The organism is Flavobacterium sp. (genome assembly GCF_031381455.1).
Lineage (GTDB): Bacteria > Bacteroidota > Bacteroidia > Flavobacteriales > Flavobacteriaceae > Flavobacterium.
The window spans coordinates 1-25,062 of sequence record NZ_JANMXZ010000033.1 but is presented as its reverse complement, the minus strand read 5'-3'; the positions used below and the strand labels follow the sequence as shown (position 1 = coordinate 25,062).

Here is a 25,062-nt window from a genome sequence, read left to right as displayed (position 1 = left end):
TGGAATTGATATTCAAACCTCCGCAAATGCCACTGTTCGGTCAGTTTATGAAGGTGTGGTAAAAGACGTTACCGAAATTCCAGGACTTGGCAATGTAGTTTTGATTCAACATGGTGAATACTACACTGTTTATGCCAATCTGCAACAAATTTTTCCTACATTTGGACAAAAAATCTCAGCAAATGTAACCATCGGCACCGCATCATAATCGGGCTGTGCAACCGAAATAAATTTTCAGATTTGGCTCAATAGCGAACACCTAAACCCCGAAGGTTGGCTAATTCCGAAGTAGGGGTTAGGCAATGTCGATTAATCAAGAGTTTGATTGAAGATTATTGATTGATAATTGTTGATTTTTGACGGTTCGCCGCAGCGATGTAAAAAAATACTAATTTTGATGCAAAAATGCACGTCTTCAATCAACAATCCTTAATCATCAATCGCTAATTTCCTTAACTCAACGACAAAAACTCATAACTCAGAATTCCTCTCATGTCTATTCACAGCGAAATAAAGCGAATCACCACGCACACACTTCAAGAAATGAAGCGTAAAGGTGAAAAAATTGCCTGTTTGACTTCCTACGATTATTCGATGGCAAAAATTGTTGATTCTGCTGGTGTTGATGTGATTTTGGTAGGCGATTCTGCCAGTAATGTTATGGCGGGTCACGAAACGACTTTGCCGATAACGTTAGACCAGATGATCTATCATGCTTCGGGTGTTGTTCGCGCTATTGAACGTGCATTAGTTGTGGTTGATTTACCGTTTGGAAGTTACCAATCAGATCCAAAGGAAGCCTTGCGTTCAGCTATCCGAATTATGAAAGAAAGCGGCGGTCATGCCGTAAAAATGGAAGGCGGAAGTGAAATCAAAGAAAGTATCAAACGCATTTTGAACGCCGGAATTCCGGTTATGGGACATTTGGGTTTGACACCACAATCTATATACAAATTTGGAACGTATACTGTTCGTGCAAAAGAAGAAGCCGAAGCGGAACAATTGCTTGAAGATGCAAAATTGTTAGAAAAATTAGGCTGTTTTGCGTTGGTGTTAGAAAAAATTCCGGCCAGTTTAGCCGAAAAAGTGGCCAAAACAATTTCTATTCCTGTAATCGGAATTGGTGCTGGTGGTGGCGTTGACGGACAGGTGTTGGTTATTCACGATATGTTGGGAATGAACAATGAATTCAGTCCACGGTTTTTGAGACGCTATTTAGATTTATACGGACAAATGACAAAAGCTATCGGAAATTATGTTGCTGATGTGAAATCGAAAGATTTTCCGAATAAAAACGAGCAATATTAATTCAGATTTTTAGATTGTTAGATATTTAGATTATTAGAAATATGCACAGATTTAAAGATTTAGGGATTTGGAAATTAAGCCGACAATTTTGTTCTCAGATTTATGTTACAACAGCAAATTTTCCTGATAACGAAAAGTTTGGATTAACAAATCAATTAAGAAGAGCTTCTGTTTCTGTCCCTTCAAATATTGCAGAAGGTTGTTCAAGAAGCAGTAATAAAGACTTTTCAAGATTTTTAGAAATTGCTATTGGTTCCATATATGAAATTGAAACACAACTATTAATAGCTTTTGATTTAGGATTTATTGATCAACTAAAGTTGGACGAATTAATTCATGATTTAGAAACAATCGTAAAAATGATATCTAAATTTCGCTCTACACTGCAAGTCTAAAATCTAAAAATCCAATAATCTAACATTCCAACAATCTACTTTGAAAACAGTTTCCACCAAAGATAATCTCCAAATTCTTCACGAAGACAATCACATTATTGTGGTCAACAAACGCGTTGGCGATATTGTACAAGGCGATAAAACCGGGGACAAACCTCTGTCGGACGTGGTTAAAGAATATATTAAAGAAAAATACCAAAAACCCGGAGAAGTCTTTCTTGGTGTGGTTCACAGATTAGACCGACCAACAACCGGAATTGTAGTTTTTGCCCGAACATCAAAAGCATTGACACGATTGAATGAATTATTTGCCAATCGGGAAACACAAAAAACGTATTGGGCTGTTGTCAAAAACAAACCGGAAAAAGATCACGATACTTTAATTCATTATCTGAAAAGAAATGAAAAAAACAATACTTCCAAAGCACATTTAAAAGAAGTTCCCGAAAGCAAGAAAGCCAACCTTGATTATAAAATCATCAAAACCTTAGACAATTATTTTGCCCTTGAAATCAATCTGCATACGGGAAGACATCATCAAATTAGAGCACAACTCGCTGCTATTGGTTGCCTAATAAAAGGTGATTTAAAATACGGCTTTGACCGCAGCAATCCTGATGGCGGAATTCATCTTCATGCCCGCAAGCTTGTTTTTATACATCCGGTTTCAAAAGAGACTCTGGAAATTATTGCACCAACTCCAAAAGATGCCATTTGGAACTCGATTTAATACTAAAAAGTGTATTTTTACGTCATTGTATACAACCCTAAATAAAAATATCTGCTATGAAAAAAATAATTTTGCCCTTCTGTTTGCTCTTTGGTTTTGTTGTATTTGCGCAAGACCATTTCTCGGGAATTAGCACTTCCAATCGCGTTGGAATTTTAAACGGAGTAATAAATCCTGCGGAATTTTCCAATCTTTCCAAAAAATTTGAAGTCAATGTGCTAGGTCTTAGTTTCAATGTTGCTAATAATAAAATTGGTTTCAGTGACTTGACTTCTGATAACCTTGAAGAATTAATCTTCACAGGAACCGAACCCGTAAATGCCCGTTTTGACGGAACTATTCTGGGGCCAAGTTTTGCTACCAAATGGTTCAAATGGGGTTTTGCCGTAACGACAGCAGCTCACGCTAAATTTGACATGGTTGATGTTGATCCCAACATTGGTAACGCAATTACAAATAATAATTTAATTTTAAACACCACAATCCTTAACAATCCAAATAATCAGCGGTTGAGTGGAACTTCCTATGGAGAAGTTGGATTATCGGCTTCCAGAATTGTCTATGAAACCGAAAAACATCAACTTAGTGCTGGTGTCACTTTAAAAATTTTGTTTCCGGGTTCCTATTCCAATTTTGGACTTAGTCAGCTTGATGGAACCATTAACCAAAATGCAACAGGAGCTTATCTTTATACAAATTCGCCCGCAACATTGAACGTTGCTTATTCCGGGAATCTGGCAGAGAGCTTTACCAATTTTAATGATTACAGCAAGTCCATTTTTGGCGGATTGAATGGCTTTGCCGGAGATATTGGTGTTAATTATCGTTTAAAAAATGCCAGCGGTTATAAGTTAAATTTTGGTTTATCCATTAGAAATATGGGAACCATGACCTACAAGGACGACAATAATGCATCGACAACGTATTCGTTGAATATACCCCAAGCCGATCCTTTAAATTTAAGTGAATTGCAAAATGTAAACAATTTAAGCGAAGTCGAGCAAATTTTAAGTGATAGAGGATATTTAAATATCTCATCGCCTTCTGAAAGAAAATTTAAAGTAAAACTACCAACATCGCTTTGTACCTATGCCGATTTTAAAATAGTTCCAAAAGTGTATGTTACAGCATATTTGCAACAAAAACTTAACAAAGATGATGGAAACATGCAGGTTACAGTTCCTAATATAATCAGTATTACACCAAGATTTAATATTGGTTTTTTTGAGGCCTATCTTCCGGTTTCCCATAACGAAATTTCAGGAGCAAATGTTGGTGTGGGTTTTAGATTGGCTGGTTTCTATCTTGGTTCAAGTTCTATCTTTACTTCTTTAGCAGATGGTAAACAGGCTGATATTTACACCGGATATCGCTATGCATTTTTATAAATAATAAAATTGAATTGTATTTGTTAAAAATGTAACTTGCTGAACCATTTCTACAAGTTATGAATTTTAATACGGATATAGTTTACCGAAAACAATCACTGATAAAGTTGTTGAATTGTGTTCAGTTACATGAACAGGAAATCATTCAAGCTTTATATGATGATTTCAAAAAGCCGGCTTTTGAAGCGGTTATAAGTGAAACAGCTTACATTCTAGCTGAACTTAATCACACCATTAAAAACATAAATAATTGGGCAAAACCACAACTGGTTTTGCCTTCTCTTTTAAATTTTCCTTCAACGGATTATATCTACAAAGAACCTTACGGTAAAGTATTACTTATTGCTCCTTGGAATTATCCATACCAATTGGCATTATGCCCATTAATCGCTGCCGTTGCAGCAGGAAATCAAGTGGTGGTAAAACCTTCGGAACTGACGCCAAATACTTCAAAGATTGTTGCCAAAATAATAAGTGAAACATTTGATGAAAATCATGTAAAATGTGTTGAAGGCGGTGTTGAAATTGCACAACAATTATTAGCACAACGCTGGGATTATATTTTCTTTACCGGCAGCGTTGCCGTTGGAAAAATAGTAGCAAAAGCTGCAGCCGAAAACTTAACGCCGTTAACATTAGAACTTGGAGGAAAAAATCCGTGTATTGTTGATGCAACTGCCAATTTAAAATTAGCTGCCAAAAGAATAGTTTGGGGCAAATTTCTCAATGCGGGTCAAACCTGCATTGCACCTGATTATTTGTTGGTTTCGAATAAAATAAAAGCAACTTTTATCGAATCATTAAAAAAAGAAATCACTGCTGCTTATGGAGAAAATCCGGAAACATCTCCTGATTTTCCTCGAATTATAAATCAAAAAAACTGGAGCCGGTTAACGGCAATGTTGACAAACGAAACCCTATTAACCGGTGGAAAAACAAATAGTCAGGATTTTTACCTTGCTCCTACTTTAGTAGATGAACCTAGTTTGGATAGTTTGGTAATGGCAGATGAAATTTTTGGACCAATTCTTCCTGTTTTAACTTTTGAAAACGAAGGGGATTTGGCTTCTATTATTTCAAGATACGAAAAACCTTTGTCGCTTTATGTCTTTAGCAATAACAAGGCTTTCGCAAAAAAAATAATCCAAAATTATTCTTTTGGTGGTGGCTGTATTAATGATACTGTTGTTTATTTTTCTAACAAAAGATTACCTTTTGGAGGAGTTGGTCATAGTGGCATTGGTGCCTATCACGGCAAATTAAGTTTTGATACTTTTACGCATCGCAAAGCCGTTGTCAAAAAAGCAAATTGGCTCGATATTCCGATTCGGTATGCGCCATATAACAGAAAAATAAATATTTTAAAGAAAATACTAAAATGGCTGACTTAAATTTATTTATTTTTGATAAAGCCATACCAAAAACCTCATAAATCTGAATAACATTGACCGGATTTTTTACTTTTTCAAACACCAATAATTTAATAATTATAGCCGTTCTGCTATTGCTTCTTTATGGTGCTTATTTTGCGACAAGCAATTCTTTGAAACAGAAATTAAATCTTCGAAATCATTCGGAATTTGAGCCAAAAGAGCAACAATACTCGCTGTACTTACTCTTTTTTGGGATTTCAATTCCATTGATTGAATGCATATTAGAGGTTTTTCAGGTGCGTTCCAAAAGCTTTTTATTTATTAATGTTTTAGTTGGTATTGGTCTTATCACGTTTTATCTTCTTTGCACCAAAACCCGATTTTTTGCCAAACATATCAATTACGTTTTTATGCTTTGCTATTTTGGGTATTTTGGGTTTGTAATCAATAATGTTTTCTTTAGAAATTTTGAACTGATATCGTATGTTAGCCTGATAATTGTTTTCTTCCTTTCCTATTTTGTTTTAAAAAACATTCTACAGTATTCCCTATTTGTAATTACCGTTTTACTGCTTTTGATAAGTTCTTATGGTTTTGAATTAATTCCACACAATCACACTATCATTCTTATTTGTTCTTTCATTCTAACCACTACAATTCATACTGCTAGGCATTTGGCATTGATAGAAACAAAAAATAAATTTCTTTTTACTAACCTGATTGTACACAAAGGAAATTCATTGATTATGACTACCAACAAAAAAGGAGAAGTGTCATTTTGCAGTGAATCAATTAAAGATATTTTAGGATATAGTGTCGATGAAGTAATGGGCATGGGATTTTGGAATTTGACGGAAGACCAAGAATTTGTTGGCGAAGGCTATCATGAAAATTATATAGATGACCGTTTGTATATCCGAAAACTAAAATGCAAAAATGGCGACTACAAATACATACAGTGGAAAGACAAAAAATACTCCGATAATATCGTTATTGGTATTGGTCAAGATGTGACAGAGCAAATTAATATTGAGAACCAATATAGAAGTCTAATTGAATCGGCAGCTGATTTGATTTATGAAATTAATTTAAATTCAACAGTTACTTATATCAATCAGTTTACTGAAAAGACGACAGGTTATTCAAAAGATGAAATTCTAGATAAGCCATTTTCTAATTTTATCAGAAACGATTATATAGACTTTGTTGTCGATTTCTATAAAGATATTCCAAAAGAAAGCAATCAATATGTTGACCTAGTTTTTCCGTTGGTTAAAAAAGATGGAGACACTATCTGGGTTTCTCAAAAAGTAACAATGAAGAAAAACCAAAATGATGAGATTGTAGGTTTTTCAGCTATTGCCAGAGATGTTACACTGGTGAAAAATCTTGAAATTGAACATTACAATAGAAGTAAAAAAGTTAGAGTCCACAACGAAACATTAAAAAAGTTAACTTCTCAAAGTTATTCTAACAAAGATACTTTCAACGGAATTCTCAAAAACATTCTCAAAGTAGCCAGCACAAACTGCAGCATCGACAGGGTTAGTTATTGGGTTTCTATTCCCGATGGCATTCGTTGTGAAAGTATGTACTATTTAGAAAGCGATCGCTATGAAAAAAACTTCTTGATCGATAAAGCATCACATCCTAATTACTTTGCGAATATAGAAACCGGAATGCAGATTGTGGCTTCAAATGTCTATGACAATAATATTACACAGGAACTTTGTTATGATTATTTTCCGAAATATGATATCAAATCGTTATTAGATACTCCAATTGTAATTAACGGCAAAATCATTGGAATCTTATGCTTTGAAAAAATAGAAAAACCTGTCGATTGGGATAGTGAAGATATAAACTTTTCACGTTCTGTTGCCGATTTGATTGCTATTGCCATAGAATCTCAGTTGCTTTTAGAATCTGATAAAAAGCTATCTTATAAAAGTGATATTTTGACTGTTATTAGTAAAAATACAAAACGGTTTCTAATGTCTAAAAACAATGACGAAATCTTTAATGGTATTTTAGAAAATATTGGTGATGTTACGCACGTTGATCTATTATCTTTTTTTGAAAATAGTCCCGAAACTAAATCGGTAATTCAAAAATACAGATGGTCAGGCGAAACAAAATCATTGACCGAGCTGAATCCTTTGATTTTAAATGTTCCTTACACTAAAATCTCAGATGTAATGGAAAATATGCTGCAAAACAAGCCTTATTATTCCGTAATCAAAAAGATAAAAAATGAGGAAACGAGAGAATTTTTTACTTCATTAAATACCAAGTCAATATTATTTCTGCCGATTTTTGTTAAGGAAAATCTATATGGTTTCATTGTATTTATAGTGACTCAAAATGAAAGAGAATGGACAAATGATGAAATATCAACACTTCAAACCTTAGCCAATAATATATCCTATGCTATAGAACGTAATCTGAATGAAGCGATGATTAAAGAAAGTGAAGAAAAATTTCAGCTTTTGGCAAATAATATTCCAGGCTCTGTTCACCTTTCGAAATATGATGAGAAGTGGTCAAAAATATATTTGAATGACGAAATTGAAAAACTAACGGGTTATCCAAAAGAAAATTTTCTACAAAATAAAATGTATTACATCAATTTGGTTCATCCTGATGATTTGAAAATCATAAGAAGCAAAGCCGAAGAACTATTTAAAGAAAAGCAGAAAATTCATTTAATCTATAGAATAATTCATAAGGATGGGCATTTTATATGGGTTGAAGAATTTGGCGAACCCATTTTTAAAGATGGAAAAATAGAATTTATCGTTGGTATTTTCATCGATATTACCCAACGAATGGAAGCCGAAGAAGCCATCAAAGAAAAAAATTATGCGCAAGCTGCTAACAAAGCAAAATCGGAATTTTTGGCGAATATGAGTCACGAAATTAGAACACCTTTAAATGGTATCATTGGGTTTACGGAGCTTTTAATGAATTCAAATCTAGAAGAAATCCAAAAGAAATACATGGATACGATTAATCAATCGGCCAATTCATTAATGGAAGTTATCAATAATATTCTGGATTTCTCCAAAATAGAATCGGGTAAATTAGAACTGAATATCGAAAAAATCGAGCTGTCAGAAATTACAAATCAGGTAGTTGATTTAGTAAAATATGAAGCTAATCTAAAAAAGCTCAAAATCAATTTAGCCATTGACCAAAATGTACCAATATACATATTCGTTGATTACATTCGATTGAAGCAAGTTTTAATAAATCTGTTGAGTAATGCTGTAAAATTCACAGAAAAAGGAGCAATTGATTTATCAGTTTCTGTTTTTGAATATATAAACGATCGTAAAATCAAATTAAAATTCTCGGTAAAAGACACTGGAATTGGTATCAAAAAGAAAAATCAATTACGAATTTTTGAAGCGTTCTCTCAAGAAGACACTTCAACAACCAAACGATTTGGAGGAACAGGTTTAGGACTTTCTATTTCAAACCAGCTTTTAAATTTAATGGATAGCAAATTAGAACTTGGAAGTGAATTTGGAGAAGGAAGTGAATTTAGTTTTATAATTGAAATTGACTATTCTAACCAAAAAGTGACGGATAAAAATGTAAATAACATTTCTAAAACGCCTTTATCAAACCCAATAGTCACTAACGATGAAAAACTAATTTTTATAGTTGAAGACAATAAAATAAACATGCTTTTGGCAAAAACGTTAATGAAACAAATCGTGCCTAATGCACAAATTTTTGAATTAGAAAACGGAAAAGAAGCACTGGAAAAGTTACAAACAGTGATTCCGGATTTAATTTTAATGGATATTCAAATGCCCATTATGAACGGCTATGATGCAACGGTAGAAATCAGAAAAATTCCAAAAAACAAAAATATTCCTATAATTGCCCTAACAGCAGGAACCATTGTTGGAGAAAAAGAAAAATGCATACAATTTGGAATGAACGACTACATTCCAAAACCAATTGATAAAGATTTTTTAATTAAAATCATAAGTCAATGGATAACTATTAACTAACTTTACAATTATGAAATGGATAGGTAATCGTCAGAGTGACAACGTAGAAGACAGAAGAGGAATGTCCGGTGGAAAATTAGCAGCGGGCGGAGGTGTCATTGCAATCGTATTCTTTTTAATAAAAGCATTTTTCCCCGAAGCTGCTCCCTTTGTAGACACAATACAACAAAATCAGCAAGGGCAACAATCTGAACCAACAGAACAAAGAGCTTTAACTCCTGAAGAAATTGAAGCTGGTAAATTTTCTAAGACAATTTTTGCTTATACAGAAGATACTTGGGGACAAATATTTCAGGAAAATAATATGGATTATGAACAGCCTAAAATGGTTTTGTTTTCTGATGCTGTAGAAACTGCTTGTGGTGGCGCAACTTCTGCTTCAGGGCCGTTTTATTGCCCTGGTGATAAAAAAGTATACATAGATTTAGAATTTATGAAAGAATTAAAAACCCGATTTGGTGCCGAAGGTGGCGATTTTGCTACAGCTTATGTAATTGCTCACGAAGTGGGTCATCATATTCAAACGATTTTGGGAACTTCTGATAAAGTGAGTCAATTGCAATCCGGAAAAAGTGAAGCTGAAGCCAATAAACTTTCAGTTTGTCTAGAACTCCAAGCTGATTTTTATGCGGGAGTTTGGGCGCATTACAATCAAAAATATCTTGAAGCCGGTGATATTGAAGAAGCGTTAAGTGCAGCTAATGCTGTTGGTGATGATGCTATTCAAAGCAAAACGAGCGGACAAGTACAACCTGATACGTTCACACACGGAACTTCGGAACAACGTATGTATTGGTTTAAAAAAGGATACAACTCGGGCAACATTAAACAAGGTGATACGTTTTCGGCACTGTTGGATTAAAAATCGCAGTTATTTTTAGTAAAAATCACAATTCATAAAATTTATATCGCCTTTGTTGAATTTATCATAATTCGTGTTTAACATGCTAATTTTAAAGGCAATTTCAATACAAATTGGAGTTGCCTTTTTTAATTTTGTAACGCAAAAAATTAAAGAAATGAAAGTAGGCATTGATAGTATCGCATTCGATATTCCACAATTATATTTACCCATAACCACTTTATCAGAAAACCGTAACATTGAAGCTGACAAACTTATAAAAGGTTTGGGGTTGCATAAAATGAGTTTTCTCGATGTACATCAGGATGTGGTCACGATGGCTTCAAATGCAGCACTTCAACTTATCCAACAGGAAAATTTAAATCCATCAGAAATCAACAGAATATATGTGGGAACAGAAAGCGGCGTCGATAGTTCAAAGCCAGTTGGTTCCTTTGTATTGTCGAATTTAGAAATGATTCTTGGTGAAGCAAGTTTCAGAAATTGCGATGTAGTTGATTTGACTTTTGCCTGCATTGGTGCAATTGATGCCTTGCAAAATTGTTTGGATTATATTCGGTTGAACCCGACAAAAAAAGGCATTGTAATTGCTTCCGACAACGCCAAATATGATTTAAATTCTACCGGTGAATATACGCAAGGTGCAGGTTCTATTGCAATGTTAATTACTTCGAATCCAAGAATTCTAAGTTTTTCAAACGAAGTTGGCGTATCAACTCAAGGCGTTTTTGACTTCTTTAAACCAAGACGATATTTCGCCAAAGAAGAAGCGTTACAACTCGAAAATAATCCAGAATGGAATGGGATTTTAGAAAATGAAATCGCCATTTACAAAGAGCAACCCGTATTTGACGGACAGTATTCCAATCAGTGTTATATCAATAGAATTACCGAAGCTTACGAACATTATAAATCGGAAAGCAATCAAACAGGGAAACTCTATGAAAACTGGACAAACATACTAATGCATCTTCCCTATTGCTTTCAAGGGCGACGTACTTTTATAGAGATTTTTGCCAAAGAAAATCCTGAACTTTTAGAAACTCAAGTAGGTGAAACTACCAAAGACAAAATCAAAGCCTTAGCAAAAAAATCTGAATATGTAGCACTTGTAAATGAAAAAATCTATCCTTCCGAAATCGCTTCGGGGCAAGTTGGGAATATCTATACAGGTTCCATTTTCTTAGGATTGTTATCAACTTTGTGTTATCATTTCCAACAAAAATCGGATATTACCAATACCAAATTTGGTTTCGTTGCTTATGGAAGCGGTTCAAAATCAAAAGTCTTTGAAGCCGAAGTTTCAGAAAATTGGGAAACTGCTATATCAAAAGTAAAACTATTCGAAACACTTAATAACTGCACCGCAATTGATTTTTCTACTTATGAAAAATTGCATAAAAAGGAATTAAAGCAATCAGTCATTGCTCCTAAAAACGAGTTTTATTTGGATAGCATTGAAAAAGAAAATCCGGTATTAGTTGGTGCGCGGTATTATAAATTTAGTTAGCAGTCGCAGTATTTCGTTTACAGCTAAATAGTTTTGCCAGCTGTGGTTGATGACTGAACACTATTTTACCCCAACCATCCATCTCTATCCAAACTTCTATACTGAATAGCTTCCGCAATATGATTGGAATTTACAATTTCTGAATCTTCTAAATCGGCAATCGTTCTCGACACTTTCAAAATTCTGTCAAAAGCTCTGGCCGAAAGATTTAAACGCTCCATTGCGGTTTTTAGAAGTTGCAATGAAGTGTCATCCAAAGCACAAAACTCACGAATTTGCTTGGTACTCATTTGCGCATTGTAATGTATGCTTTCAAACGCTTCAAAACGCTTTGACTGAATTTCTCTGGCAAATGTTACACGCTTTCTTATCTCAATGCTGCTTTCTCCTTTTCGGGTTTCAGTAAGTTTGTCAAAAGGAACTGGCGTAACTTCGATATGAATGTCAATTCGGTCTAATAATGGTCCGGAAATTTTACTCAAATAACGTTGCATTTCAGCAGGCGAAGAACTTACAGGCGAATCAGTATCATTAAAATAACCACTCGGACTCGGATTCATGCTCGCCACCAACATAAAAGAGGATGGATACGTAATTGTGAATTTGGCTCTCGAAATCGTAACTTCTCTGTCTTCCAACGGTTGGCGCATTACTTCCAAAACTTCTCGTTTAAACTCGGGCAATTCATCCAAAAACAAAACACCATTATGTGCCAATGAAATTTCTCCCGGTTGTGGATAACTTCCTCCACCAACTAAGGAAACCGAAGAAGCTGTGTGATGCGGACTTCTAAATGGTCGTTGATTCATTAATCCGGTGTCTTTTACTTTTCCGGCAACGCTATGAATTTTGGTAGTTTCTAATGCTTCGTTCATTGTCATTGGTGGCAAAATACTCGGCAATCGTTTGGCAAGCATTGTTTTTCCTGAACCTGGCGGACCAATCAAAATTATATTATGTCCACCAGCTGCTGCTATTTCCATGCAGCGTTTGATGCTTTCCTGTCCTTTTACATCCGAAAAATCGAATTCGGGGAAATCTAATGTTTTATTAAACTCTTCTTTGGTATCGATAATTGTCGGTTCTAAAGTGCCATTTCCTTCAAAGAAATCAATGACTTGCAACACATTTTCAACACCATAAACATCCAAACCTGCAACAATCGCCGCTTCTTTTACGTTTTGAATTGGAAGAAAAAAACCTTTAAAACCTTCGGCTTTGGCTTTGATAGCAATAGAAAGCGAGCCTTTTATAGGTTGCAAACTGCCATCGAGTGATAATTCACCCATGATTAAATACTTGTCGACTTCATTGGCTTTTATTTGTCCTGAAGCAGCCAAAATTCCGATTGCCAAAGTCAAATCGTAGGCAGAACCTTCTTTACGCAAATCGGCTGGCGCCATGTTTATGGTAATTTTCTTTCCTGGTAAATAGTAACCATTATTTTTCAATGCAGCCGCAATACGATAACTACTTTCCTTGATAGCATTATCGGGTAAACCAACCAAATGATAGCCAATTCCTTTATCGATGTTTACTTCTACGGTAATTGTGGTGGCTTCCACACCAAATACGGCACTTCCAAAAACTTTTACTAACATTTCTACTGTTTATAAACTAAAAATAAAGTAAAGCTGTAAATAAAAAGTAGGCAAAAAGTGTACATTTTTAAACTAAATGTAAAATAAAATAAACTTTTTGTAAAGTTTGTTTGTCTATTAGTAAAGTATTTTTTACTTTTGAAATGAATTTAAAAGCTACAATCATGAAAAAACATTTTTTATTTCCGAACAAATTCAAGAAATTAGGCTGGATATTATTTGTTCCTTCCTTTATTGCTTCCCTTTTTATTTCATTTTCAAATCTCAATATTGACAATTATTGGATTGTGAAAGTTTTTGCATTTACAGAAACTGGCATTATGAGTCCTAATAATTATTTTTCTGTGATTAAGAATAGTATTGTTGATGAAGTATTACTATATAATTTAATTATTGGTGGCCTATTGATAGGTTTTTCCAAATTAAAAATTGAAGATGAATTCACTTCCAAAATAAGATACGAAAGTTTAGTATGGGCAACCTATTTAAACTATGGATTAATTTTGTTCTTCACCATTTTCGTTTACGGTTTATCTTATCTAAACGTATTGTTTTTCAATACTTTTACATTGTTATTGTTTTTCATAATACGCTTTCATTATTTGATTTATAAACTCAATAAAACTTCGAACGATGACGAATAATCTAAAAGTTTTGAGAGCTATCAAAAATATTTCACAAGAAGAATTATCTAAACAAATCAGCGTCAGCCGACAAACTATAAACGCCATGGAAAAAGGGAAATATGTACCTTCCACTGTTTTAGCACTTAAGTTGGCACGATTTTTTGAAAAACGGGTAGAAGAAATTTTCAGTCTGGAAGAATCAGATTAGAATAGACTATTTTTCACCTAAAAGTTTATCTAATTGCGCTTTTTCATTTTCAGTAAGTGTTTGATAAATGGCTTGAAATTGAGGCTTTGCACCTCCAACTAGCAACTCTCTGATTTTATCACGGGCAAATTTTGTAAACTGCCATTTGTAATGTGTAGTAGCGTTTACCAGATTTTTCAATACTGCCGGATCATTTTCATTTATAGCTAACACATTAATAATCGCATTTTGTCGCACAGAACTTTCATACTTTGGCGAAGTATAATCAACTAACTCATTGTAATACTTCTCTTTTCCGGTGCTTTGATTTTCAATAGAAAAAGTCAAAAATAAGGAACGCAAACTTTTATCATTACCACCAATCCAGTTTTCGGCTTTCACCAAATAAATAGTTCGGCTTTCCGGAAAATTTTTCCACAAATTCATAAAGGCAATCTCTCTCGTATCATAAGAAGCATCATCCAACAAGGTTTCATAATCAGCTTTGAATTCTAACGGAATTTCATCAGTAAACTCAGCAACAGACTGACGCACTTTGACATCATTGGTCTGTAATGCCAAAAGCAATAATTCTTTTTTATCTTCAAAAGGAAGATCTTTTATCTGATACAAAATCTCCGTTTTTACAGGATAAAAAACATTGGATTGCAACAGTGCTGCAAATCTTTCTTTATTCTCTCTAAATGGTTTTAAACGCATTTTTTGGGTTTCTAAAAGTGTCCGAATGAATTCATTTTTCTTCAACAATACATTGGCTTCATCACTTCGGAAACGATAATCTTCTAACCAAACTTTCTTAAATGTTTCGGTATCAAAATCGGATACTTTTCTAACTTCAGCCAGGAAATCATCGGTTTCCACATTTTGATATTGGTACTTTTTCAAATAGTTAATAACAGCTTTCTGAAACAATTTTGGCCCAATAGTTTCTCGTATTAAATGCAATGCCCAAGCGCCTTTTTGATAAAATGAAAAGGAACTCGCTTTTTCGTTCATCACTGGAATCGTATCCGTTCTTGCAGCATTTCGCAGTTGCAAAGAGGTTCTGTATAATTGAAGGTAAAAATAATCATCTCCAAAAATTAGACGCTCCGCCAACAAAGCATAATAAGTTGCAAAACCTTCTTGTAACCAATGATGCTTCCCTGATTTTGCGGTAACGAAATCGCCAAACCATTGGTGACCCAACTCATGCGCATTAGCATTGACATAATTTCTATCGTTAAAACCAATTTCGTCCACCACATAATCTTGCGCGAAAATAGTAGCTGAAGTATTTTCCATTCCGGCATACAAAAAATCCTCAATAGGAATTTGCTTGTAGATTTTCCAAGGATACTTCACTCCTATTTCTGCTTCCAAATAATCAAAGATTTGTTTTGAATAGCGATAGGTTGCTTCAAATTTGGCTGTGTCTTTGGTCTGAATAAACAATTGTAACGGAATTCCCGATTTGGAAGCGACAACCTGATGCCTGAAATCACCAATAGCAACCGCTAACAAATAGGAACTCATTGGACTTTTCATTTCATATTGCCAAATCATTTCGTTTTTATTGGGATACTCATTAAGTAAAACACCATTGGATAAAACCTGATATTTTTTATCGAAACTAATGTTCAGATTAAAAACTACTTTTTCATTCACATCATCAAAACTCGGAAACCAATGGCTGGTATATTTCCCCTGACCTTGTGTCCAAACTTGTCCTTCTCCCGAAAGTTCGGGATAGCTCGGGATGACCGTACTTTTGTTGTCACACTGAGCGCAGTCGAAGTGCCCATTAAAATACATAGTTTGTTTTGGGGTAGCTTCGTAGGTAAAAGCAACTATATTTTTTCCTGTTTTAAAGCCTTCAAAAAGATTTAGTGTTATTCCGGTGTTGCTGAATTTTACAGTCTTATTATTGATTTTAACATTGGTTACAACCATCTTTTGCGCATCAATTTTAATGGTATCGATAGCTTGCTTAACCTCAAAAACATATCGAACCGAACCTGAAACTTTCTTCTCAATTGGGTTAATCGAAATATTTCCATAAGCAGTTTTAAAATCTACTTTTTGGGTTTGTTGGGCAAAAGTGAAAACGGTAAAAAGGAAGAAAAATAAATGTCGCATTGAAATACAATATCTGATACGAATATAAGCATTTTCGAATTGTCTCCTTTTCAAATTTTCAAATTAAAAAACTATCTTCGCTTTAGTAAGAACAAAGAATATAGAATAAAGAATATAGACAAAAACCTATCTATTCTCTTTATTCTATGCTCTATTTTCTATAAAAAATGTCAAACTCACTTCTTCAAACTCCTATCGAATACCTTAAAGGCGTTGGTCCTCAACGTGGTGAGTTGTTGCGTAAGGAATTGGGCATCCACCGCTATGAAGATTTAGTCAATTTTTTTCCGAACCGCTACATCGACAGAACGCGTTATTACAAAATCAATGAGTTGCAAAAGAATGACAGCGAAGTCCAAATCAATGGCAAAATAATCAACATCAAAACAGTTGAATTTGGCAAAGCCAAAAAGCGATTGGTTGCCACTTTCGTGGATGAAACCGGCCAAATTGAACTTACGTGGTTTCAAGGACACAAATGGATTCGCGACAGCTTGAAACTCAATGTTCCCTATGTGATTTTTGGAAAAGTAGCGTCTTTTGGAAACACTTTCAATATGGCACATCCCGAAATGGAATTGCTCACCGAACACGAACAAAGCCTGCGTTCCGCTATGCAACCTGTTTATCCATCAACGGAAACCTTGACTAATCGTGGAATTTCCAATCGTGTTGTCAATAAAATGATGCAGCAATTATTTTTGGAAACACAAGCCAAGTTTGCAGAAACTTTGCCAGCTTATCTTTTAGACGAATTAAAAATGATTCCAAAGAACGCTGCTTTGTTTAATATTCATTTCCCAAAAAGTCAGGAACTGTTGTCCAAAGCGCAATTCCGATTGAAATTTGAAGAATTGTTCTTTATCCAGCTGCAATTGATTACCAAAAACCTGGTTCGTAAACATAAAATCAAAGGACATCCGTTTACGGTTGTGGGCGATAATTTTAATAATTTCTTCCAAAATCATTTACCGTTTGAACTAACTAATGCGCAAAAAAAAGTACTCAAAGAAATCAGAAATGATATGGGCACCAATGCCCAAATGAACCGACTTTTGCAAGGTGATGTTGGTTCCGGAAAAACAATTGTGGCTTTGATGGCAATGCTTATCGCTTTAGACAATGGCTTTCAAAGTTGTTTGATGGCACCGACAGAAATTTTGGCAAACCAACATTATAACGATTTAACCGAATTGGCTAATCCCGAAGCTTCGGGACTAAATATCAACATAAAAATACTTACCGGCTCAACCAAAACTGCCGATAGAAAAATTATCCATGAAGAGTTAGAAAACGGAAGTCTGCACATTCTTATTGGCACACATGCTTTGCTCGAAGACAAAGTGCAGTTTCATAATTTAGGTCTAGCCATCATTGATGAGCAGCATCGTTTTGGTGTAGAGCAACGTTCAAAATTGTGGAAAAAAAATGATATTCCCCCACACATTTTGGTGATGACTGCTACTCCTATTCCGCGTACGTTAGCGATGAGTTTGTATGGCGATTTGGATATTTCTGTGATTGACGAATTGCCACCGGGAAGAAAACCAATTCAAACAGTGCATCGTTATGACAGCAACCGATTGAAAGTTTGGAAATTTATAAAAGATGAAATCGCAAAAGGAAGACAAATCTATATCGTTTATCCGCTGATTCAGGAAAGTGAAACTATGGATTACAAGGATTTGATGGATGGTTACGAAAGCATTTCGAGAGATTTTCCGTTGCCTCAATACAGTATTTCCATCGTTCACGGCAAAATGAAACCGGCAGATAAAGATGCCGAAATGAAGCGCTTTGCTGAAGGAAAAACCAACATTATGGTAGCGACAACCGTTATTGAAGTTGGCGTAAATATTCCGAATGCAAGTGTCATGATCATTGAAAGCGCCGAACGTTTTGGCTTGTCTCAACTCCACCAATTGCGTGGCCGCGTTGGTCGTGGTGCCGAGCAGAGTTATTGTATACTGATGACATCCTTTAAATTATCGAGTGATAGTAAAGTGCGATTGGAAACGATGTGCCAAACCAATGACGGTTTCGAAATTGCCGAAGTCGATTTAAAACTTCGTGGTCCGGGCGATATTATGGGAAAACAACAAAGTGGTATTTTGCAACTTCAAATTGCTGATTTGGTAAGAGATAGTGACATTTTGATGGAGGCTCGAAATGAAGCTTTGAAACTTTTGAAAAAAGATCCATCAATGACTTTGCCCGAACATCAGACGTTGAGAAGTGTTTTTATTGAACTTTCAAAAAAGAAAAATATTTGGAATTATATCAGTTAAACATAAAAAAGACAAGACAATGATATCCTACAACACCAAAGACTGGTTTACTTTTATCTTCCGTTTCCACAAAGCCGATACGTTTAGAACATTGCTTCCAATCATGTTTGCGATTGGAGTTTATGCCGCACTTATTGGTTACGCTGAAGTGGAAATATGGAAATTAGCCGAAAACAGTTATGTAAAAAACATCACGATTATGCACGGAATGTTAGGTTTCGTCATTTCGTTATTGTTAGTTTTCAGAACCAATACAGCTTATGATCGTTGGTGGGAAGGACGAAAATTATGGGGAAGTCTGGTTAATAACAGTCGCAATTTTGCTATAAAATTATCCGCTATTTTGGAAGACGAAAACGACAAGCTCTTTTTCAGAAAAACCATTCCAAGTTATGCTAGTATTTTACACAAACATTTAAAAAACGAAGATACTGCCAAACAGCTTTTTGACGATTTAGATTTGGAAATCGACCACCACAAACACAAACCAAATCAGGTGGCGAAATTGATGTTTCAAAAAATTAATGAATTGTATGTTGCAAAAAAAATAACCGGTGACCAACTTATCATTCTAAATGCCGAAATACAATCGTTTACCGAAGTTTGCGGTGCCTGCGAGCGAATCAAAAACACTCCAATTCCCTACTCTTACAGTGCGTTTATCAAAAAGTTTATTTTCTTTTATGTGATGACACTTCCTTTTGGATATTCTTTTAGTTTGGGATATTATGTTGGGCCTGTAGTAGTTTTTATCTTTTATGTTTTGGCGAGTTTGGAATTGATTGCCGAAGAAATCGAAGATCCATTTGGTGGTGATGTGAATGATTTACCAACCAAGAAAATCTCAGAAAACATTAAGAAGCATGTGGAGGAATTACTTTAAGATTGACGGGGAGGCACTTCGACAGGCTCAGTGTGACAACATGGTATTGGATAGTCCATATTGGAAATTGAGAAATCTATTTGATTAAAGAAAAACACAATTAAAACTAGGATGTCACACTGAGCTTGTCGAAGTGCTTCTTCCTTATAAAAGAGAACGTTCTCACTAGCCCCGATGGGAGCTGGCTACCGTGTAGCGCGGACAGCGGGACGATTCGTCCTGAAGACAACTATTGCTGTGCTCCTAAATTAAAAATACTGACAAAAAACACCTGAAAAACTTTCTTCCTGCGAGCATCATTGATTATATTTGCACTCTTAAAATATAGTAGGTACAGATGAAGATTTCATACAATTGGTTAAAACAATTCATTAAAATAGATTTAAAATCGGAAGAAACAGCAACCTTACTAACTGATTTAGGTTTGGAAGTAGAAGTTGTGGAAAAATACCAATCGGTTCGTGGTGGTTTGGAAGGCGTTATCGTAGGTCATGTTCTGACTTGTGAAAAACATCCTGATGCCGATAGATTAAGCATTACGACTGTTGATTTAGGAGATGGAAGTCCGGTCCAAATTGTTTGCGGTGCCAGCAACGTTGCCAAAGGACAAAAAGTACCAGTTGCCACTATCGGAACCAAATTGTTTGACGCAGCAGGTGTTGAATTTGAAATTAAAAAAGGAAAAATCCGCGGACAGGAAAGCCACGGAATGATATGTGCCGAAGACGAATTAGGTCTGGGAACAAGCCATGACGGAATTATGATTTTGGATGCTACTCTAAAACCAGGAACTCCAGCAGCTAAAGTTTTTAATGTTGAAAACGATGAAGTTTTCGAAATTGGATTAACGCCAAACCGCGCCGACGCTATGTCACATTATGGCGTAGCAAGAGATTTACGTGCCAGTTTATTACAAAAAAACAGTAGCGTCGAATTAATAACACCAACGGTGAGTACATTCCGAATCGACAAAAGAACACTCAAGATTGACGTAGATGTTAAGGATAGTAAATTAGCTCCCAGATATTGTGGCGTTACCATTTCGGGAGTTACAGTAAAGTCATCGCCGGCTTGGTTGCAAAACCGTTTAAAAGCTATTGGTTTGACACCAAAAAACAATATTGTTGACGTTACTAATTATATTCTTCACGATTTAGGGCAACCATTACATGCTTTTGATGCTTCCAAAATAAGTGGAAAAATTATTGTAAAAACAGTCGCTACCGGAACAAAATTCGTCACTTTAGATGATGTAGAAAGAACTTTGCACGAAGAAGATTTGATGATTTGTGACGGAAAAGGACCGCTTTGTATCGCTGGTGTTTTTGGCGGAAAAGGCTCCGGAGTTACCGAAACTACGAATACGATTTTCTTGGAAAGTGCTTATTTTAATCCAGTGAGTATAAGGAAATCGGCAAAAAGACATGCCTTAAATACGGATGCTTCTTTCCGTTTCGAAAGAGGAATCGATGCTAATATTACGGAATTTGCCTTAAAACGTGCGGCGCTTTTAATAAAAGAAGTTGCTGGTGGCGAAATCACTTCTGATATCGTTGATATTTATCCGAAAAAGATTGAAGACTTTCCTGTTTTCTTGAATTTTGATAAAACCGCCAAATTAATCGGACAAGAATTACCAAAAGAAACCATCAAGAAAATTTTGGCTTCATTAGATATTAAAGTAAATAGTGTTACAGATGCCGGTCTAGGTTTAATAATTCCTTCCTATCGTGTTGATGTGCAACGCGAAGTTGATGTTATCGAAGAAATCCTTCGTGTTTATGGCTACAACAATATTAATTTTACCAAAAAACTAAATGCTACTGTTGCCAATTCGGCAAGAACAGAAGATTATAAAGTACAAAATATTGTCGCTACACAATTGAATTCTCTTGGCTTTCACGAAATGATGGCCAACTCTTTAACATCGCCCGATTATGTGAAATTATCTGAAATGTTGAAAGAAGAATATAACGTGATGATGTTAAACCCGTTGAGTAATGATTTATCGACAATGCGCCAATCATTGTTGTTCTCCGGTTTAGAAGCGGTGTCGTATAATATCAACAGAAAAAATTCTGATCTGAAATTATTCGAATTCGGAAAAACCTATCACAAATTACCTTCGGGTTATAATGAACCAAAGCATTTAACACTGTTTGTGTCAGGAAATAGAGTTGCTGAAAGTTGGACGACTTCAGAAAAACCATCTGATTTCTTTTTGTTTAAAGGCTTTGTGGATTCCGTTTTAAATCGTTTAGGGATTTGTAAAATTCAAAACAAACCTGTTGCATCTGATGTGTTTGCAGATGGAATAGCGATTGCCAACGGTAACGACACTTTGGTTGAATTTGGAACCGTAAAAAAATCAATCTTAAAACATTTCGACATCAAACAGGAAGTATTTTTTGCCGATTTTAATTGGAATCTGATTTTGAAACTAATTAACAACAAAATCAAGTTTACTGATATTCCAAAATATCCAGAAGTACGCAGAGATTTAGCTCTTTTGGTTGACAATACAGTTGCTTTTGATTCGATATACTCTATTGCCCGTCAAACAGAAAAAGGCTTGCTAAAAAACATCAATTTGTTTGATGTGTATGAAGGTAAAAATCTGCCCGAAGGCAAGAAGTCATATGCTTTGAGTTTCACTTTACAGGACATCACAAAAACTTTGACAGACGAGCAGATTGACAAAATCATGAACAAGTTGCAAAAGAATCTGGAAACGGAAGTTGGTGCTAGTTTAAGAAAATAAAAAAGTCTCCCTAACCTAAAAGGGAGACTTCTCTTTTTTTACACTAAATAGTTTCGAAGTAGAAGTATAAAATTATGATTTTGGCGTAACTACTGCATCAATAACATGAATTACTCCATTAGATTGGTTGACATCGGCTATGCTTACTTTAGCACTATTACCATTTTCATCTGTCAAATAAAGGTTTGAACCTTTCATCCAAGCGGTCAATGCTCCACCGCTAACCGTTTTTAAAGTTGCTTTTCCATTTCCTTCTTTTATCGCTTTAGCAATATCGGACGAATTCATTTTTCCGGCTACCACGTGATACGTTAAGATGGTTTGCAACAATTTCAAATTTTCTGGTTTTAATAAGGTTTCAACAGTTCCTTTTGGCAATTTGTCGAAGGCTGCATTTGTTGGGGCAAACACGGTAAAAGGCCCTTTTGATTGCAATGTTTCCACTAATCCTGCCGCTTTTACAGCTGCTACTAAAGTGGTGTGGTCTTTAGAATTCACAGCATTTTCAACAATGTTTTTTGATGGATACATTGGAGATCCACCAACGGTTACTGTTTTTTCTTTTTGGGCAAAAGTAACTGTGGTTGCAAAAATTGTCAAGGCAAAAAAGGCAATCGATACTAAATTCTTAGTTTTACTCATAATTGCAAAATTGTTTTTTTGGTATTCGTGAATCTTTGATTTCATAATTATATTTTTAAAAGTTATACAGCCATTTACGCCAATACATCTTTCATGGTTTTAGTAAAATTATTTTTTCTGAAAACTTTAACAACTGTAAATACAAAATTTATTGAGCTACAAAAGTTGCAATTAGAATTTATTTCATAAATTAGAACTTATAATATACGTTGTGTCAATCTTTTAAAAAACATTGAGAATGTTAGTAAATAGTGTAAACCTCGAAAAAGAATTGCTTTCCAAAAGAAAAAAGTTTAAATCAGAAGCTGTTATTATAGCAGAAGTAAAATCGATTTTTGAACAAAATGATAATGACAGAAATCTAATCATAGATAAACTACAACAAGAAAGTTCAACAAAAACGAATCAGTTGCAATTTGACTTGTTAGAAACAGATAAGATTTTTCATTTAGAGCAAATTCAAAAAATTTGTATTGATTACCGACTACGGTTTTTAGAGAGTGATATTTTTAAAAATGAAATTCCGGAAGAAGCCATTTCAAAAATCAGAATGATAGAAAAAGCCCACAATACCTCACTCGAAGGCTTCAAAATCATTGCACCTAGCAAAGCTTTTCATCTACTGAATTATGATGATCCGTTACTGTTTGTACCAATGGGAAATGATTACTATTATTTAATTCATAAATGGGGAACAGAAATGAATCCATTGCGAAAATTAATGGTTTTACCAATCAAAAATTTAGGAACCTTTACAGTAACCAGTATCTTATTGAGTCTTGTAGTAGCGCTTTTAGTTCCTGAGAACAATTTGAGCAAATCGGTTCCTTTAGCATCAGTAATTGTATTCCTTTTTGCTTTTAAATCTATCTTTGCCGTTTTTGGTTATTACTTTTTTATGATGGGCAAAAATTTTAACGAGGAAATTTGGGAGCGAAAATATTATAATAATTAAACAAAAAAATCCTCTCATTAAAAACGAGAGGATTTTCTATTTATAGAAACAGTGAATTATTTCTTTTTCTCTGTTTTTTCCATTTTTGCTTTTAATCCGGCAAGGATATCATTGTTGTCTCCAAGAGTTTGAGCAGGAGCGTTATTAGCAGCAACTGCTTCAGTAGCAGCTTTTGTATTTTTGTCTTCTTCTTCTCTAAAGATTGCCGTGTGAGAAGCTACAACTCTTTTGAACTCTTTATTGAATTCAATAACTTTAAAGTCAGCCACTTCACCTTTTTTCAATTTCTTACCGTCTTCTTTTTCTAAATGACGCGTTGGAATAAACGCAACTACATCGTCACCGAAATCTACAGTAGCACCTTTGTCAACAATCTCAGCGATAGTTCCGTTGTGGATAGTTCCAACAGCGAAAGCTTCTTCATGTTTGTCCCAAGGATTAGCAGTAGTTTGTTTGTGACCTAAAGATAATTTACGTCCGTCAACATCTAACTCTAATACTACTACATCTAATTTATCTCCTACGTTAACAAATTCTGATGGGTGTTTGATTTTTTTAGTCCAAGATAAATCAGAGATGTAAACTAATCCATCAATACCTTCTTCTAATTCAACAAAAATACCAAAGTTTGTAAAGTTTCTAACGATACCTGTGTGTTTAGAACCAACAGGATATTTAGCGGTAATGTCTGTCCATGGATCTTGCGTTAATTGTTTGATACCTAAAGACATTTTTCTATCATCTCTATCAAGAGTTAATATAACTGCTTCAACAATATCACCAACTTTAACGAAATCTTGTGCACTTCTCAAGTGCGTAGACCAAGACATTTCAGAAACGTGGATTAAACCTTCAACACCTTCAGCTACTTCGATAAATGCACCGTAATCAGCGATTACAACTACTTTACCTTTCACTTTGTCTCCGATAGCTAATTTAGCATCAAGAGCATCCCAAGGATGAGCGTTTAATTGTTTTAAACCTAATTGAATTCTTGTTTTCTCATCATCAAAATCAAGGATTACAACGTTTAATTTTTGATCTAATTCAAGAACTTCACTTGGGTGGTTGATTCTTGACCAAGAAAGGTCAGTAATGTGGATTAATCCATCAACACCACCTAAATCAATAAACACACCATAAGAAGTAATGTTTTTAACAACACCTTCTAATACTTGTCCTTTTTCTAATTGACCAATGATTTCTTTTTTCTGAACTTCGATATCAGCTTCGATAAGCGCTTTGTGTGAAACAACAACGTTTTTGAATTCGTGGTTAATTTTTACCACTTTGAATTCCATCATTTTGTTTACGTATACATCGTAATCACGGATTGGTTTCACATCAATTTGTGAACCTGGTAAGAATGCTTCAATTCCGAAAACATCT

At 34.8% G+C, this 25,062-nt stretch carries 19 protein-coding genes; 15 read left to right on the top strand and 4 right to left on the bottom strand.

Going from position 1 to position 25,062, the window contains the following annotated elements; genetic code table 11:
• The 9 genes from RMN97_RS08155 to RMN97_RS08115 all read left to right on the top strand — a co-directional run.
• Positions 1–208: M23 family metallopeptidase (locus RMN97_RS08155; protein ID WP_309614029.1), on the top strand; the 208-nt coding region annotated here is incomplete at its 5' end.
• 284 nt (positions 209–492) lie between these two features.
• Positions 493–1,308, top strand: coding sequence for a 3-methyl-2-oxobutanoate hydroxymethyltransferase (panB, locus tag RMN97_RS08150; protein WP_309614028.1), 816 nt, complete (start codon positions 493–495; stop codon positions 1,306–1,308).
• Between the two features lie 41 nt (positions 1,309–1,349).
• Positions 1,350–1,703, top strand: a complete 354-nt coding sequence (locus tag RMN97_RS08145; RefSeq protein WP_309614027.1) for a four helix bundle protein — start codon at positions 1,350–1,352, stop codon at positions 1,701–1,703.
• A gap of 40 nt (positions 1,704–1,743) precedes the next feature.
• Positions 1,744–2,433 carry an RluA family pseudouridine synthase gene (locus tag RMN97_RS08140; protein WP_309614026.1) on the top strand — a complete coding sequence of 230 codons (690 nt, stop codon included), beginning with the start codon at positions 1,744–1,746 and terminating at the stop codon, positions 2,431–2,433.
• 56 nt (positions 2,434–2,489) lie between these two features.
• Positions 2,490–3,821 carry a hypothetical protein gene (locus RMN97_RS08135; RefSeq protein ID WP_309614025.1) on the top strand — a complete coding sequence of 444 codons (1,332 nt, stop codon included), beginning with the start codon at positions 2,490–2,492 and terminating at the stop codon, positions 3,819–3,821.
• Between the two features lie 59 nt (positions 3,822–3,880).
• Positions 3,881–5,212 (top strand): aldehyde dehydrogenase, encoded by a 1,332-nt coding sequence (locus RMN97_RS08130; RefSeq protein ID WP_309614024.1) that lies wholly within the window; start codon positions 3,881–3,883, stop codon positions 5,210–5,212.
• A gap of 53 nt (positions 5,213–5,265) precedes the next feature.
• Positions 5,266–9,219 carry a PAS domain S-box protein gene (locus tag RMN97_RS08125; protein WP_309614023.1) on the top strand — a complete coding sequence of 1,318 codons (3,954 nt, stop codon included), beginning with the start codon at positions 5,266–5,268 and terminating at the stop codon, positions 9,217–9,219.
• 10 nt (positions 9,220–9,229) lie between these two features.
• A complete protein-coding gene (locus tag RMN97_RS08120; RefSeq protein ID WP_309614022.1) occupies positions 9,230–10,081 on the top strand; it encodes a neutral zinc metallopeptidase in 852 nt (283 codons plus the stop codon).
• Between the two features lie 157 nt (positions 10,082–10,238).
• The gene (locus RMN97_RS08115) at positions 10,239–11,591 is read left to right on the top strand and encodes a hydroxymethylglutaryl-CoA synthase (RefSeq protein WP_309614021.1); all 1,353 of its coding nucleotides are present in this window, start codon (positions 10,239–10,241) and stop codon (positions 11,589–11,591) included.
• Positions 11,592–11,656: 65 nt separating this feature from the next.
• On the opposite strand, the gene RMN97_RS08110 is transcribed toward RMN97_RS08115, so the two are convergent.
• The gene (locus tag RMN97_RS08110) at positions 11,657–13,192 is read right to left on the bottom strand and encodes a YifB family Mg chelatase-like AAA ATPase (RefSeq protein ID WP_309614020.1); all 1,536 of its coding nucleotides are present in this window, start codon (positions 13,190–13,192) and stop codon (positions 11,657–11,659) included.
• A gap of 164 nt (positions 13,193–13,356) precedes the next feature.
• Here RMN97_RS08110 and RMN97_RS08105 point away from each other — a divergent pair, with 164 nt between their 5' ends.
• Both RMN97_RS08105 and RMN97_RS08100 read left to right on the top strand, forming a co-directional pair.
• Entirely contained in the window at positions 13,357–13,836 is a 480-nt protein-coding gene (locus RMN97_RS08105) for a hypothetical protein (protein WP_309614019.1), read from the top strand.
• Positions 13,826–14,026: a helix-turn-helix transcriptional regulator gene (locus RMN97_RS08100; RefSeq protein ID WP_309614018.1), complete on the top strand. Its 201-nt coding sequence runs from the start codon at positions 13,826–13,828 to the stop codon at positions 14,024–14,026. The genes RMN97_RS08105 and RMN97_RS08100 overlap by 11 nt, the downstream gene beginning before the upstream one ends.
• A gap of 6 nt (positions 14,027–14,032) precedes the next feature.
• On the opposite strand, the gene RMN97_RS08095 is transcribed toward RMN97_RS08100, so the two are convergent.
• Complete coding sequence (locus RMN97_RS08095; protein WP_309614017.1) at positions 14,033–16,144, bottom strand: M1 family metallopeptidase; 2,112 nt, start codon at positions 16,142–16,144, stop codon at positions 14,033–14,035.
• Positions 16,145–16,311: 167 nt separating this feature from the next.
• Here RMN97_RS08095 and recG point away from each other — a divergent pair, with 167 nt between their 5' ends.
• The 3 genes from recG (at position 16,312) to pheT (ending at position 22,076) form a co-directional block, all read left to right on the top strand.
• Positions 16,312–18,432, top strand: a complete 2,121-nt coding sequence (gene recG, locus RMN97_RS08090; protein WP_309614016.1) for an ATP-dependent DNA helicase RecG — start codon at positions 16,312–16,314, stop codon at positions 18,430–18,432.
• A gap of 19 nt (positions 18,433–18,451) precedes the next feature.
• A complete protein-coding gene (locus RMN97_RS08085; protein ID WP_309614015.1) occupies positions 18,452–19,315 on the top strand; it encodes a bestrophin family ion channel in 864 nt (287 codons plus the stop codon).
• A gap of 337 nt (positions 19,316–19,652) precedes the next feature.
• Positions 19,653–22,076 carry a phenylalanine--tRNA ligase subunit beta gene (gene pheT, locus RMN97_RS08080; RefSeq protein WP_309614014.1) on the top strand — a complete coding sequence of 808 codons (2,424 nt, stop codon included), beginning with the start codon at positions 19,653–19,655 and terminating at the stop codon, positions 22,074–22,076.
• Between the two features lie 72 nt (positions 22,077–22,148).
• Here pheT and RMN97_RS08075 read toward each other — a convergent pair whose 3' ends face one another.
• On the bottom strand, positions 22,149–22,718 hold the full coding sequence (locus RMN97_RS08075; protein ID WP_409024884.1) for a fasciclin domain-containing protein: 570 nt from the start codon (positions 22,716–22,718) through the stop codon (positions 22,149–22,151).
• Positions 22,719–22,956: 238 nt separating this feature from the next.
• On the opposite strand from RMN97_RS08075, the gene RMN97_RS08070 reads away from it, so the two are divergent.
• A complete protein-coding gene (locus RMN97_RS08070; protein ID WP_309614012.1) occupies positions 22,957–23,673 on the top strand; it encodes a hypothetical protein in 717 nt (238 codons plus the stop codon).
• Between the two features lie 56 nt (positions 23,674–23,729).
• Here RMN97_RS08070 and rpsA read toward each other — a convergent pair.
• Positions 23,730–25,062, bottom strand: a 1,333-nt coding sequence (rpsA, locus tag RMN97_RS08065) for a 30S ribosomal protein S1 (RefSeq protein WP_309614011.1), incomplete at its 5' end; no start/stop codon positions are given.

Coding starts and splice junctions, on each gene's coding strand:
- panB (WP_309614028.1), top strand. CDS start 493: ATGTCTATTCACAGCGAAATAAAGCGAATCACCACGCACACACTTCAA.
- RMN97_RS08145 (WP_309614027.1), top strand. CDS start 1,350: ATGCACAGATTTAAAGATTTAGGGATTTGGAAATTAAGCCGACAATTT.
- RMN97_RS08135 (WP_309614025.1), top strand. CDS start 2,490: ATGAAAAAAATAATTTTGCCCTTCTGTTTGCTCTTTGGTTTTGTTGTA.
- RMN97_RS08130 (WP_309614024.1), top strand. CDS start 3,881: ATGAATTTTAATACGGATATAGTTTACCGAAAACAATCACTGATAAAG.
- RMN97_RS08120 (WP_309614022.1), top strand. CDS start 9,230: ATGAAATGGATAGGTAATCGTCAGAGTGACAACGTAGAAGACAGAAGA.
- RMN97_RS08115 (WP_309614021.1), top strand. CDS start 10,239: ATGAAAGTAGGCATTGATAGTATCGCATTCGATATTCCACAATTATAT.
- RMN97_RS08110 (WP_309614020.1), bottom strand. CDS start 13,192: ATGTTAGTAAAAGTTTTTGGAAGTGCCGTATTTGGTGTGGAAGCCACC.
- RMN97_RS08105 (WP_309614019.1), top strand. CDS start 13,357: ATGAAAAAACATTTTTTATTTCCGAACAAATTCAAGAAATTAGGCTGG.
- RMN97_RS08100 (WP_309614018.1), top strand. CDS start 13,826: ATGACGAATAATCTAAAAGTTTTGAGAGCTATCAAAAATATTTCACAA.
- RMN97_RS08095 (WP_309614017.1), bottom strand. CDS start 16,144: ATGCGACATTTATTTTTCTTCCTTTTTACCGTTTTCACTTTTGCCCAA.
- recG (WP_309614016.1), top strand. CDS start 16,312: ATGTCAAACTCACTTCTTCAAACTCCTATCGAATACCTTAAAGGCGTT.
- RMN97_RS08085 (WP_309614015.1), top strand. CDS start 18,452: ATGATATCCTACAACACCAAAGACTGGTTTACTTTTATCTTCCGTTTC.
- pheT (WP_309614014.1), top strand. CDS start 19,653: ATGAAGATTTCATACAATTGGTTAAAACAATTCATTAAAATAGATTTA.
- RMN97_RS08075 (WP_409024884.1), bottom strand. CDS start 22,718: ATGAGTAAAACTAAGAATTTAGTATCGATTGCCTTTTTTGCCTTGACA.
- RMN97_RS08070 (WP_309614012.1), top strand. CDS start 22,957: ATGTTAGTAAATAGTGTAAACCTCGAAAAAGAATTGCTTTCCAAAAGA.